Here is a 12,925-nt window from a genome sequence, read left to right as displayed (position 1 = left end):
GATGGTCGCGGCCCTGCGCAACCAGTTCGGCGGCCACGCCGTCGAGACCAAGTAGTCCACAGATCCACAGGCCCCGGCCCGTGGATCCACAACCTGGGGGAGGTCGGTGAACGACCATGCACGTCACGCATCTGTCGCTGGCCGACTTCCGCTCGTACGCCGGGGTCGACGTTCCGCTCGACCCCGGCGTCACCGCGTTCGTGGGCCCCAACGGGCAGGGCAAGACCAACCTCGTCGAGGCGATCGGCTATCTCGCCACCCTGGGCAGCCACCGCGTCTCCTCCGACGCCCCGCTGGTCCGCGTGGGCGCCGAACGCGCGATCATCCGGGCGCAGGTCCGACAGGGCGAGCGGCAGCAGCTGGTCGAGCTGGAGCTGAACCCCGGCCGCGCCAACCGCGCCCGCATCAACAGGTCCTCGCAGGTCAGGCCCCGGGACGTGCTGGGCATCGTACGGACCGTGCTGTTCGCGCCCGAGGACCTCGCCCTGGTGAAGGGCGACCCGGGCGAGCGGCGCCGCTTCCTGGACGAGCTGATCACCGCCCGCTCCCCGCGCATGGCCGGCGTCCGCTCCGACTACGAGCGGGTGCTCAAGCAGCGCAACACCCTGCTGAAGTCGGCCGCGTTGGCGCGGCGGCACGGCGGGCGCTCGATGGACCTGTCCACGCTCGACGTGTGGGACCAGCATCTCGCGCGCGTGGGCGCCGAGTTGCTCGCCCAGCGGCTCGATCTGATCGCCGCGGTGCAGCCCCTCGCGGACAAGGCGTACGAGCAACTGGCGCCCGGCGGCGGCCCGGTGGCGCTGGAGTACAAGCCGTCGGCGCCCGGTGAGGCGCACACCCGCGAGGACCTCTACGAGCAGCTGATGGCGGCGATCGCGGAGGCGCGCAAGCAGGAGATCGAGCGAGGCGTCACCCTCGTAGGACCCCATCGGGACGATTTGATTCTCAAACTCGGTCAGATGCCCGCCAAGGGGTACGCCTCGCACGGGGAGTCCTGGTCGTACGCGCTGGCGCTGCGGCTCGCGTCGTACGACCTGCTCAGGGCCGAGGGCAATGAGCCGGTGCTCGTGCTCGACGACGTGTTCGCCGAGCTGGACACGCGCCGCCGGGAGCGGCTTGCCGAGCTGGTGGCGCCCGGCGAGCAGGTACTGGTGACGGCGGCGGTCGACGACGACGTACCGCATGTGCTGGCGGGGACGCGGTACAGCGTGGCGGAGGGGGCGGTGGAGCGCGTATGAGCACGAATGAGCCCGCCCCGCGCCCCGAGCGCCCCGCGGCCGGGGAACCCGCACCCAAGAAGGTCGCCGAACCCTCCGGCGTCGACCTCGCGCGCGTGGCGCTGCGCGCGGCGAAGGAACAGGCACGCGCGCGTGGGGACGCGGCGCAGCAGAAGAAGCAGGCGCGGCGCGGGGGCCTGCGCTCCGGCGCGCGCGCCGACGGCCGCGACCCGATGGCACTCGGCGCTGCGATCAACCGGCTGCTGAACGAACGCGGCTGGGAGACGCCGGCCGCGGTGGGCGGTGTGATGGGCCGCTGGCCGCAGATCGTCGGCGATGACCTGGCCAAGCACTGCGTACCGGAGAAGTACGACGAGGACGAGCGGGTGCTGGTCGTGCAGTGCGACTCCACGGCCTGGGCGACCCAGCTGCGGCACCTCACGCCCACCCTGGTGGCCAGGCTCAACGAGGACCTGGGACACGGCACCGTACGGATGATCAAGGTGCTCAACCCTGGTGGACCGCCTCGCCGCTACGGCCCGCTGCGGGCTCCCGGGAGCACGGGTCCCGGCGACACCTATGGGTGACTGACATCACAGTGCGGGCCCGGGTCGGTGACCGGACGCGGTTGCGAACAGCGACCTGACCCAGGAGTAGCAAAGGGTTCATACCCGGAAGCGCTGAGTGCCGCTGTAAGCCTCTTTGAGCCCCGTTCCGCATATGGGGAGTCGGGAGAGACCGGTTGAGGGCGGCACATGAGGACTCAGGTACCGGCAAACCCCCATCACTGTCGGCGCTACCGGTAGACTGGAAGCAATCCCGCCCCACTTGTGGGACACACACCGAGCAACGCTGACTAAGGCTTACCAACGCAACACGCCGCAGCCGCTCCGGCCAACCGCCGGGAGCCTGGCTTGTGCTGTGCCAGAAAGGGCGCTTCGTGGCCGATTCCGGCAACCCCAACGAGAACATCCCGTCCACCGACGCCGGCGCCGACGGCGAGGCTCACTCCTCGAACGGCGAGGTCACCGCCTCGTACGACGCCAGCGCCATCACCGTCCTCGAGGGTCTGGACGCGGTCCGCAAGCGACCCGGTATGTACATCGGCTCGACCGGTGAGCGAGGCCTGCACCACCTGGTGCAGGAGGTCGTCGACAACTCCGTCGACGAGGCGCTGGCCGGCCACGCGGACACGATCGACGTCACGATCCTGCACGACGGCGGCGTGCGCGTCATCGACAACGGCCGCGGCATCCCGGTGGGCATCGTCCCGTCCGAGGGCAAGCCCGCCGTCGAGGTCGTGCTGACCGTGCTGCACGCGGGCGGCAAGTTCGGCGGCGGCGGCTACGCGGTCTCCGGCGGTCTGCACGGAGTGGGCGTCTCCGTAGTGAACGCGCTCTCCAGCAAGGTCGCCGTAGAGGTCAGGACCGACGGCTACCGCTGGACGCAGGACTACAAGCTGGGCGTCCCCACCGCCCCGCTCGCGCAGCACGAGGCCACGGACGAGACCGGCACCTCGGTCACCTTCTGGGCCGACCCGGACGTCTTCGAGACCACCGAGTACTCCTTCGAGACGCTGTCGCGGCGCTTCCAGGAGATGGCGTTCCTCAACAAGGGTTTGACGATCAAACTCACTGACGAGCGCGAGCTGGCGAAGGCCACGGCCGGTGCCGACGAGGCGGGTGCGGACGAGAAGGACGAGGTCAAGACCGTCACGTACCACTACGAGGGCGGCATCGTCGACTACGTGACGTACCTCAACTCCCGCAAGGGAGACGTGGTGCACCCGACCGTCATCGACCTGGAGGCGGAGGACAAGGACAAGAGCCTGTCCCTTGAGGTCGCGATGCAGTGGAACAGTGGTTACAGCGAGGGTGTGTACTCCTTCGCCAACATCATCCACACGCATGAGGGCGGTACGCACGAAGAGGGCTTCCGTGCCGCGCTGACGTCGCTGATCAACAAGTACGCGCGCGACAAGAAGCTGCTCCGCGAGAAGGACGACAACCTCACGGGCGACGACATCCGCGAGGGTCTGACCGCGATCATCTCGGTGAAGCTGGCCGAGCCGCAGTTCGAGGGCCAGACCAAGACCAAGCTCGGCAACACCGAGGCGAAGACCTTCGTACAGAAGGCGGTCTACGAGCACCTGAACGACTGGCTGGACCGCAACCCGAACGAGGCCTCGGACATCATCCGCAAGGGCATCCAGGCTGCCACCGCGCGCGTGGCGGCCCGCAAGGCGCGCGACCTCACCCGTCGCAAGGGTCTGCTGGAGACCGCGTCCCTGCCGGGCAAGCTGTCCGACTGCCAGTCGAACGATCCCACCAAGTGCGAGATCTTCATCGTCGAGGGTGACTCCGCCGGCGGCTCGGCCAAGTCCGGCCGGAACCCGCAGTACCAGGCGATCCTCCCGATCCGAGGCAAGATCCTCAACGTCGAGAAGGCCAGGATCGACAAGATCCTGCAGAACCAGGAGATCCAGGCACTGATCTCCGCCTTCGGCACCGGGGTCCACGAGGACTTCGACATCGCCAGGCTGCGGTATCACAAGATCATCCTGATGGCGGACGCCGACGTCGACGGTCAGCACATCTCCACCCTGCTGCTGACCTTCCTGTTCCGCTTCATGCGGCCGCTGGTCGAGGCCGGGCACGTGTTCCTGTCGCGCCCCCCGCTGTACAAGATCAAGTGGGGCCGCGACGACTTCGAGTACGCGTACTCGGACCGTGAGCGCGACGCCCTGATCGAGCTGGGCCGGCAGAACGGCAAGCGCATCAAGGAAGACTCGATCCAGCGCTTCAAGGGTCTCGGCGAGATGAACGCCGAGGAGCTGCGCATCACCACGATGGACCAGGAGCACCGCGTCCTCGGCCAGGTCACCCTGGACGACGCCGCGCAGGCCGACGACCTGTTCTCGGTCCTCATGGGCGAGGACGTCGAGGCGCGCCGCCAGTTCATCCAGCGCAACGCCAAGGACGTCCGCTTCCTCGACATCTGAGTCGGTCTCAGCTGACCGCATCAGGAAGGATCTTCACCAGCAATGGCCGACGAGAACACTCCCAGCACGCCTGAAGAGGGCGCGATCATCGCCCAGCGCGTCGAGCCCGTGGGGCTTGAGACGGAGATGCAGCGCTCGTATCTCGACTACGCGATGTCCGTCATCGTGTCGCGCGCCCTGCCCGACGTCCGCGACGGCCTCAAGCCCGTCCACCGCCGCGTCCTGTACGCCATGTACGACGGCGGCTACCGGCCCGAGAAGGGCTTCTACAAGTGCGCCCGCGTCGTCGGCGACGTCATGGGCAACTACCACCCGCACGGCGACTCCTCGATCTACGACGCGCTGGTCCGCCTCGCGCAGCCGTGGTCGATGCGGATGCCGCTGGTGGACTCCAACGGCAACTTCGGCTCCCCGGGCAACGACCCCGCCGCCGCCATGCGCTACACCGAGTGCAAACTGGCGCCGCTGTCCATGGAGATGGTCCGTGACATCGACGAGGAGACCGTCGACTTCACGGACAACTACGACGGCCGCTCCCAGGAGCCGACCGTCCTGCCGGCCCGCTTCCCGAACCTGCTGATCAACGGCTCGGCGGGCATCGCGGTCGGCATGGCCACCAACATCCCGCCGCACAACCTCCGTGAGGTCGCGGCGGGCGCCCAGTGGTGCCTGGAGAACCCCGAGGCCTCCCACGAGGAGCTCCTGGACGCGCTGATCGAGCGCATCAAGGGCCCTGACTTCCCGACCGGCGCGCTCGTCGTCGGCCGCAAGGGCATCGAGGAGGCGTACCGCACGGGCCGCGGCTCGATCACCATGCGCGCGGTCGTCGAGGTCGAGGAGATCCAGAACCGCCAGTGCCTGGTGGTCACGGAACTGCCGTACCAGACCAACCCCGACAACCTCGCGCAGAAGATCGCCGACCTGGTGAAGGACGGCAAGGTCGGCGGCATCGCCGACGTCCGCGACGAGACGTCGTCCCGTACCGGCCAGCGCCTCGTCATCGTCCTCAAGAGGGACGCGGTCGCCAAGGTCGTACTGAACAACCTCTACAAGCACACGGACCTCCAGTCGAACTTCAGCGCCAACATGCTGGCCCTGGTCGACGGTGTGCCGAGGACCCTCTCCCTGGACGCGTTCATCCGGCACTGGGTGGCGCACCAGATCGAGGTCATCGTCCGCCGCACGAAGTTCCGGCTGCGCAAGGCCGAGGAGCGGGCGCACATCCTGCGCGGCCTCCTGAAGGCCCTGGACGCCATCGACGAGGTCATCGCGCTGATCCGGCGCAGCGACACCGTCGAGATCGCGCGCACGGGCCTGATGGAGCTCCTGACGATCGACGAGATCCAGGCGAACGCCATCCTGGAGATGCAGCTCCGCCGGCTGGCCGCCCTGGAGCGCCAGAAGATCATCCAGGAGCACGACGAACTCCAGGCGAAGATCACCGAGTACAACGCGATCCTCGCCTCCCCGGTCCGCCAGCGCGGCATCGTCAGCGAGGAACTCGCCGCGATCGTCGAGAAGTACGGCGACGACCGCAAGACGATGCTGGTGCCCTTCGACGGTGACATGTCCATCGAGGACCTCATCGCCGAGGAGGACATCGTCGTCACCATCTCGCGCGGCGGCTACGTCAAGCGCACCAAGGCCGACGACTACCGCTCCCAGAAGCGCGGCGGCAAGGGCGTACGCGGCACGAAGCTCAAGGAAGACGACATCGTCGACCACTTCTTCGTGTCGACCACGCACCATTGGCTGCTGTTCTTCACCAACAAGGGTCGCGTCTACCGCGCGAAGGCGTACGAACTCCCGGACGCCGGCCGCGACGCGCGCGGGCAGCACGTCGCGAACCTGCTCGCCTTCCAGCCGGACGAGGCGATCGCGGAGATCCTCGCGATCCGCGACTACGAAGCGGCGCCCTACCTGGTCCTCGCGACCAAGGGCGGCTTGGTCAAGAAGACGCCTCTGAAGGATTACGATTCGCCCCGTTCCGGCGGTGTCATCGCGATCAACCTCCGTGAGACGGAGGACGGTTCCGACGACGAACTGATCGGTGCCGAACTCGTCTCGTCCGAGGACGATCTGCTGCTGATCAGCAAGAAGGCACAGTCGATCAGGTTCACCGCCACGGACGACGCCCTGCGCCCCATGGGGCGTGCCACCTCCGGTGTCAAGGGCATGAGTTTCCGCGAGGGCGACCAGCTTCTCTCGATGAATGTTGTTCGACCCGGTACGTTCGTGTTCACTGCCACAGACGGCGGGTACGCGAAGCGGACCGCTGTTGACGAGTACCGCGTCCAGGGTCGCGGCGGCCTGGGTATCAAGGCTGCCAAGATCGTCGAGGACCGCGGTTCTCTCGTCGGCGCGCTGGTGGTCGAGGAGTCCGACGAGATCCTCGCCATCACGCTGTCCGGCGGTGTGATTCGTACGCGAGTCAACGAGGTCAGGGAGACGGGCCGTGACACCATGGGCGTCCAACTGATCAACCTGGGCAAGCGCGATGCCGTCGTCGGTATCGCTCGTAACGCCGAGGCGGGATCCGAGGCGGAGGAAGTCGTCGGCGACGAAGCCGTCGACGAGACCACCGAGGGTGTCGCGACCACCGGCACGGACGAGGGTGACGCACCCTCGGTCGAGTAGCACGAGGAGAGAGTCATCGTGAGCGGAGCCACGGGCGCCGGATCGACCGGTACGGACACGGACGGCGGCGGCCGTGGCTCCGCCGCGAACGCGACAGATCCGCACACGACCCAACTGCGTGCGATCGACGTGAAGAAGGCCGACTCGAACGCGCCCGACACACATGGATCCCAGGGATCCCAGGGGGGAACTGTGACGGACACCCGAGGTCCGGGCACTCAGCAGCAGCAGCAGTCGGCCGGGGCGGGCCCGGCCGCGGCCGGCGCGAAGCCTCCGGCCCAGCCGGCGGCACCGCCCGCGCCGCCGGCGGGTGCGCCGCACGGCTCTCCGCTGCCGGGCTCACCGCTCCCCGGTGAGCGCCAGCCGCAGCAGGCGGCGGGGCCGTACCACCCGCCGCAGGCCTACCCCACGCAGGGGCCAGCCGCCGCCCAGAGCGGTGCCGTACGGCGTCCGCGCACGGGCGCGCGCACCGCGCCCCGCACCCGCAAGGCGCGCCTGCGGGTGGCCAAGGCCGACCCGTGGTCGGTGATGAAGGTCAGCTTCCTGCTCTCCATCGCGCTGGGCATCTGCACGGTCGTGGCGTCCGCGGTGCTGTGGATGGTCATGGACGCGATGGGGGTCTTCTCGACGGTCGGCGGCACGATCTCGGAGGCGACCGGCTCGAACGAGTCGAACGGCTTCGACCTCCAGTCCTTCCTGTCCCTCCCGCACGTCCTGACCTTCTCGGCGATCATCGCGGTCATCGACGTCGTCCTCGCCACGGCCCTCGCGACCCTCGGCGCGTTCATCTACAACCTCTCCGCCGGCTTCGTCGGCGGCATCGAGCTCACGCTCGCCGAGGACGAGTGAGCGTCGAGACGAGAAGCCGGACGAGAAGCCGGACGAGAACGCGGGTGTACGGGGGTTGAAACCTCCCCTGGCGGTCCTGTGACTATCGATTTTGGGACTGCCCATGTCGTGCGCTAATCTTCAGGAGTCAGCGCGCGGGACACACTCCGCACAGCGCGGCGGGGCTATAGCTCAGTTGGTTAGAGCGCATCCCTGATAAGGATGAGGCCACAGGTTCAAATCCTGTTAGCCCCACCAGCACGAAGACCCCCAACCGGTTGGTTGGGGGTCTTCGGCGTCTACGGCTGCTGAACCGCGGGTCAGGACCGCAGCCAGACGCGGCGGTGTCGGGCGACGGCGTAGACCTGCTCGATCTGCGTGGCCGTCAGGCCGCCGGTGAGGGGACCGAGCGCGGACACCTCGCGCTCCTGGTAGATCCGTACGGTGTACTGCGTCGCCGTGCGGTGCAGCGAGGTCACGCCGACGAAGACCAGGACCGGCTCCACCGGGACGGGGAAGCCGCAGTGCCGCTCCAACACGCCCTGGACGTAGGCCGCCTCCGCCCGGCTCGCCCTGGCGTAAGGGGCCGGCTGACCTCCGTTGACCTTGGCCATGGTGTCGCCCACCCAGACCGAGGCGCCCTGATGGCACTTGGTGTTGATGCTGAACACTCCGCCGGGGCCGATCAGCAAGTGGTCGATGTCACCACCGTTGCCCTTGGGCACGCCGTGCAGCACACGCCAGCCACGAGGGGAGAGCCGTGCCAACTCCCGGCCCACCCGCCGCTCCCCTTCGAGCCCGACATACCAGCTGTCCCACTCCGAGGGGCGTCTCAGCGCCCTCATCAAGAGCCGCTTGGCCGGCGACGGACCACGAGCGGCGATCGCCTCGATCAGGGCCGCACCGGGACGGTTCTCCGATAGATCGTCGGCGACGGTCGCTTCGGGCAGCACGGGGTGCCGGGCAGCCTCTCCAGGGCGTGCGGTGGGCGCAGGGCGAAGAGTCACCGAACTGCCGAGATGGTGCCGCAGCAGTGCCAGGGCCTCCCCCTGATACCGCTGTTCCTTGATCGTGACCATCTTCGTAGGCCGGTCCGCCCAGGCGACAGTGGTCCCGTCCGGCAGGTTCACGTAGAGCCGGTCCTTGCCGTGCCGCTTCCACGCTTTCACCGTGAGATCGCCCATTGGCCCGCCCCCGAATATGCGCCGTCCCCCCACACATGGCAGCAGCCGAGCAGGTGGCCAGCAAGAGCGCCGGGGCAACATGGCCGAGTAGTGGCGTGCGCGGAGCGGCCGCCCGACAGCAGTGAGACCCCCCGGCCACGACGGGCCGGGGGTCTTCAGGTTCTTCTCTGGAGCGTTGTACGCAAGTTCGCCGCTGTGTCAGAGATGTCGGGGCGGTGGGTGCGTGGTGAGGTGGCTTGTGACGGGGGTCAGCTCTGGAGGGGGGCCGCCAGGGGTGCCGTCTGCTCGGTGTGGGCGGGTTCGGCGGAGTCGGCGGTCTCCATGGCCTCGTCCGTGTCGGCCGGCGGGCGGTGGCGGCAGCTGGGGGACTTGCCGTGGGCCTCGGCGCGGATGCGCTGCTTCATCGTGGGGGGCAGGGACCTGGTGAAGGACCAGGGGGAGATCGTCGGTGCCGTCGGCTGTGTGATGGCGCTGGTGCCGGTCGCCCCGGACTGGGGCGTCGCCGCGGTGGCGGCCGTCGCGGTGATCGTGATGAGTCCGAGCGCGGTGCACAGAGCGATGAAGGCGGTGACGAAGGCGGTCCACAGCTTCATGACCTTGGTCTGGGTCATGGCCCCTCACTTTCAGGTTGGGCGATTTGCGTACTTTCCTCATGATGTGTATGGGGACCGTGAAGTGTGGGACCGGCGCCCGCGGCGCGTCGATGTTCTTATGAACACCACTCGGATGGGTGCAAGAGGCCTGAAAATGCAAGGAAAGCGTAGAAGTGGGACCAAATTAACGGTCCGTGGAGATGTGATCACCCTCCGATCGGAGCGGTTCCATCCGCTTCTACTGCGCTGTCCGGGGCGGGAGTTGGCCGCGGAGGCAGGTCACCGATCGGTATCGGTCGGTGTGTATAGTCGGGCGACAGAGGTCCCCTACGTCAAGGAAAGACGAGGTCGCGCGGTGAAGAAGCTTCTCCTGGTCGCACTGGCCGCCATCGGCGGGCTCCTCGTGTACCGCCAGATCCAGGCGGATCGCGCCGAGCAGGATCTGTGGACGGAGGCGACCGACTCCGTGCCCACGGGTTCGTGAGTACCGAGATCCAGTTCTGAGCACGCCCCGACCGCCTGGCGGTCGGGGCTTTGTGTTGCGCCGTCGCGCGAACGCGGTTACGGCCCCCACGACCCGGGCGTTTCGGACGCCCGCCCGCATTGCCGGGATGCCACGCGCGCGTGCGGGGCAGGATGGGCCACGTCCGGAGCAACGACGAGGGGTGGCGCGTGATGGGGCGGCGGCGTACGGCGTGGTGGCGGACGCGAGCACGGGGCGGCGGCCGTACGCCTGTTGCCCGGGCGGCCGTACGAACCGTGGGCGCGGCTGTACGACCCGTCGGTGCGGTCGGACGACCCGTCGGTGTCGTGCGACGTGTCGGAGTGGTGTTCGCCGTGCTGTGTGCCACCGCGGCCCTGGCCGGGCAGCCCGCCGGCGCCGCCGGGACGCCGGGCTCCTACGGCTACGACAAGGGCGACCGGACCGTCAACGGCGCGACCGGGCCGACCGGCGCCGTGGGCCTGAAATCGGGCGGGACGTACCGGAGTTCCCTCCCGAAGGGCGCCGTCCTCTACTACGGCCTCACTCTCGACGCCGTGTCCGACGTCTACGTCTCCGTCACCGCCGTGCCCCCGGCCGGCACCACGGTCGCCGCCACCGACGGGATCAGGGTGTCGCTGCAGAACGCCGCCGGCACCGGCTGCACCCACCAGAGCGCCACCTTCGGGGCCAGCAGGAGCCCGCACCCCGTGGCCGCCTGGGCCGCGAGGGAGACGGGCACGGCGCTGTGCAAGGGGGGCGGGCACTACTACGTACTCGTCGAACGTGTCGACGCGACGGGTTCCTCGTCGGACACCTGGGGGCTGGAACTCGCCGTGGTGTCGGAACCGCCGCTCGCCCGGGCGGGCACGTCCGACGCGCCCCAGGTCTGGAACTCCGCCTCGCCCGAGCCCGTCACGGGGGAGGCCCGGAGTCGTGCGGGCGGCTCGGGGTTCGCCGGGGCGGTCACCGTGGGACAGGGCGTGTGGCGGGGCGACATCGCACCCGGCGGGACCCTCTTCTACAAGGTGCCGGTCGACTGGGGCCAGCAGCTCTCCGTCACCGCCGACCTGGACGCCTCGGACGCCGGCAGCGGCTATGTGAGCCGCGCGCTGGACCTGGCGCTCTACAACCCCGTGCGCGCCTCCGTCGACGAGGCGGGCGTCGGCTATCAGGGCAGGGTGAGATCGGCCGCCCTCGAAGCCCTGCCGCCCGTCGAGTACCGCAACCGCTACTTCGTCGTCGACCACGAGAGCGGGATGCGCTTCGCCGGGTCGTACTACCTCGTCGTGCACCTCGCCGCGCAGGTGGCCGACGACTTCGGCCAGGGGCCGTTCCCGGTGACGCTGCGGGTGCGCGTCGCCGGGACGGCGCACGCGGGGCCCGGGTACGAGGGGCAGTCCGAACCCCGGAACGTCTTCGACGTCACCTCGCAGGACCGTGCGGCGGCCGTGACGGGGAGCGGCGGGGGAGGCGACACCGCGATGAAGGTGCTCGCAGTGGCCGGGATCGGCGCGGGCAGCGTGCTGTTGGCCATGCTCGCCGCGTGGACGGTGGCGGCCCGGCGCCGGGCCACGACGTAGCCGTCCCGTACTCCTTCCGACACCGGTCGGTCAGACGCGGGTCAGTGCCCAGAACCCCACGGCGTAGCAGGCCAGCGCCAGCAGCAGGACGGGTATCGCCACCTTCGCGGGCGGCCCGGGGCGACGCCGGGCGCGCCTGCCATGGTGCTGCGGAAACGGCGGCGCGGTAGGCGGAACCAGCGGGACCTGGGCGGTGTATGAAGCAGTAGAGGCTTCGGCGCGCGGCTGGGGGGAGGGCAGGACATGGGGGAGCTGTGGAGTCTGCGGGGGCGGCAGGTGGAAGCTGCCGGTGTCCGACATCGGGGTCGGGGTGGGCGTCGGCGTCGGGATCGGGCTCAGCGTCGAGGCGGACGGCCGGGAGATGTCCTGCCGCGGGTCGAAGAAGACGGAGCCCGCGGCGTCAGTACCCGCAGCTGCACCCGCACCTGTACCGGCACCGGTACCTGTACGCGCACCGCTCCCGAACCCCGTTCCGTGCGACGGAGTCGGCCCCGTGTCCACCCCGGAGGCCCGCTTCAGTGGGCCCTCGGGCGCGAACCCCGTTGGCAGCGGCCCCACTTGGTCGAAGATCTCGATCAGCTCGTCGTCGGGGCCGGGCTCCGGCAGGAGTTCCACGGCCGCCGCGAGCGCCTTACGCGCCCCCGTGGCCGTCCGGAAGCGAGCCTGTGGATCGGGCTGCAGCAGCGTCGCCACGACCTGCCACAGCGGCTCGGGAACGCCCTTGGGCGCCCCCGGGGTCCCGTGCTCGGCGAAGTACTGGATGAGCGCCTTGGAGTCGGGCTTGGCCCCCTCCAGCAGATACAGCGCCACCAGTCCTACGGCGAACAGGTCGGCGGGGAAGTCGGGTTCGGCGCCCATCATCTGCTCGGGCGCGAGATAACCCGGCGTGCCCACCACGAGGTCGGTCTCCGTCAGGCGTGCCTCGCCCAGCCGCATCGCGATGCCGAAGTCGGACAGGCGCAGCCGTGGACGGGCCGCGCCGGTGGCTTCGAGGAGCAGGTTGGCGGGCTTGATGTCACGGTGCACGACACCCTCCGCGTGCACCGCGGCGAGACCGGAGAGGAGCTGGTCGAGCAGCGTGCAGACGAACGCGGGGGGCAACGGGCCGTAGTCCCCGATGAGGTGGACCAGCGAACCGCCGGCCACCAGGTCCATGGTGAACAGGACCTTGTCGTCGTCGGCGGCCCAGCTGGCCGGTGCGAGCACATGGGGGTGGTCGATGCGCAGCGCCTGTTCCCGCACGAAGCGCAGCAGCGAGTGCGCGTCGCTCTGCTGCAGGACCTTGGCCGCTACATAGCGGCGCCGGCGGTGGTCCCAGGCACGCCAGACCGCGCCGACACCTCCGCGCCCGATCGGGTCGACCAGTTCGTACCGGCCGGCGAAGACCTCACCCATGGCTGT

10 protein-coding genes and 1 tRNA gene are annotated in these 12,925 nt (G+C 69.4%); 8 read left to right on the top strand and 3 right to left on the bottom strand.

The features are described 5' to 3' along the window. Window positions 1–116 precede the first annotated feature (116 nt). The 6 genes from recF to ACWDEW_RS36930 all read left to right on the top strand — a co-directional run bounded on the left by recF (window position 117) and on the right by ACWDEW_RS36930 (window position 7,941). The gene (gene recF / locus ACWDEW_RS36955) at window positions 117–1,238 is read left to right on the top strand and encodes a DNA replication/repair protein RecF (protein ID WP_450518896.1); all 1,122 of its coding nucleotides are present in this window, start codon (window positions 117–119) and stop codon (window positions 1,236–1,238) included. Next, complete coding sequence (locus tag ACWDEW_RS36950; protein WP_450518894.1) at window positions 1,235–1,804, top strand: DUF721 domain-containing protein; 570 nt, start codon at window positions 1,235–1,237, stop codon at window positions 1,802–1,804. The genes recF and ACWDEW_RS36950 overlap by 4 nt, the downstream gene beginning before the upstream one ends. Before the next feature lie 353 nt (window positions 1,805–2,157). Continuing rightward, window positions 2,158–4,218: a DNA topoisomerase (ATP-hydrolyzing) subunit B gene (gyrB, locus tag ACWDEW_RS36945; RefSeq protein ID WP_450518892.1), complete on the top strand. Its 2,061-nt coding sequence runs from the start codon at window positions 2,158–2,160 to the stop codon at window positions 4,216–4,218. Window positions 4,219–4,260: 42 nt separating this feature from the next. After that, complete coding sequence (gyrA, locus tag ACWDEW_RS36940; RefSeq protein WP_450518890.1) at window positions 4,261–6,855, top strand: DNA gyrase subunit A; 2,595 nt, start codon at window positions 4,261–4,263, stop codon at window positions 6,853–6,855. 18 nt (window positions 6,856–6,873) lie between these two features. After that, window positions 6,874–7,704, top strand: a complete 831-nt coding sequence (locus ACWDEW_RS36935) for a DUF3566 domain-containing protein (protein ID WP_450518888.1) — start codon at window positions 6,874–6,876, stop codon at window positions 7,702–7,704. A 160-nt stretch (window positions 7,705–7,864) separates the two neighbouring features. Beyond that, window positions 7,865–7,941: transfer RNA gene (locus tag ACWDEW_RS36930), tRNA-Ile, on the top strand. A gap of 62 nt (window positions 7,942–8,003) precedes the next feature. On the opposite strand, the gene ACWDEW_RS36925 is transcribed toward ACWDEW_RS36930, so the two are convergent. Then, a complete protein-coding gene (locus tag ACWDEW_RS36925; RefSeq protein ID WP_450518886.1) occupies window positions 8,004–8,867 on the bottom strand; it encodes a nuclease-related domain-containing protein in 864 nt (287 codons plus the stop codon). A gap of 248 nt (window positions 8,868–9,115) precedes the next feature. Further along, complete coding sequence (locus ACWDEW_RS36920; RefSeq protein ID WP_450518884.1) at window positions 9,116–9,478, bottom strand: DUF6344 domain-containing protein; 363 nt, start codon at window positions 9,476–9,478, stop codon at window positions 9,116–9,118. Between the two features lie 337 nt (window positions 9,479–9,815). Between ACWDEW_RS36920 and ACWDEW_RS36915 the strand changes: the two genes are divergently transcribed. Continuing rightward, a complete protein-coding gene (locus tag ACWDEW_RS36915) occupies window positions 9,816–9,944 on the top strand; it encodes a DLW-39 family protein (RefSeq protein ID WP_003999697.1) in 129 nt (42 codons plus the stop codon). Between the two features lie 152 nt (window positions 9,945–10,096). Further along, complete coding sequence (locus ACWDEW_RS36910) at window positions 10,097–11,524, top strand: hypothetical protein (protein WP_450518902.1); 1,428 nt, start codon at window positions 10,097–10,099, stop codon at window positions 11,522–11,524. Window positions 11,525–11,554: 30 nt separating this feature from the next. On the opposite strand, the gene ACWDEW_RS36905 is transcribed toward ACWDEW_RS36910, so the two are convergent. After that, window positions 11,555–12,919, bottom strand: a complete 1,365-nt coding sequence (locus ACWDEW_RS36905; protein WP_450518882.1) for a serine/threonine-protein kinase — start codon at window positions 12,917–12,919, stop codon at window positions 11,555–11,557. Window positions 12,920–12,925 lie beyond the last annotated feature (6 nt).

It is taken from the genome of Streptomyces sp. NPDC001100, assembly GCF_053598575.1.
Note: the sequence above shows the minus strand (reverse complement) of the source record. Positions and strands in the feature narration are given on the sequence as shown.

Excerpts from the sequence above, each read along its gene's own strand:
- recF (WP_450518896.1), top strand. The coding sequence starts at position 117 with ATGCACGTCACGCATCTGTCGCTGGCCGACTTCCGCTCGTACGCCGGG.
- ACWDEW_RS36925 (WP_450518886.1), bottom strand. The coding sequence starts at position 8,867 with ATGGGCGATCTCACGGTGAAAGCGTGGAAGCGGCACGGCAAGGACCGG.
- ACWDEW_RS36950 (WP_450518894.1), top strand. The coding sequence starts at position 1,235 with ATGAGCACGAATGAGCCCGCCCCGCGCCCCGAGCGCCCCGCGGCCGGG.
- ACWDEW_RS36905 (WP_450518882.1), bottom strand. The coding sequence starts at position 12,919 with ATGGGTGAGGTCTTCGCCGGCCGGTACGAACTGGTCGACCCGATCGGG.
- ACWDEW_RS36920 (WP_450518884.1), bottom strand. The coding sequence starts at position 9,478 with ATGACCCAGACCAAGGTCATGAAGCTGTGGACCGCCTTCGTCACCGCC.
- ACWDEW_RS36910 (WP_450518902.1), top strand. The coding sequence starts at position 10,097 with ATGGGCCACGTCCGGAGCAACGACGAGGGGTGGCGCGTGATGGGGCGG.
- gyrA (WP_450518890.1), top strand. The coding sequence starts at position 4,261 with ATGGCCGACGAGAACACTCCCAGCACGCCTGAAGAGGGCGCGATCATC.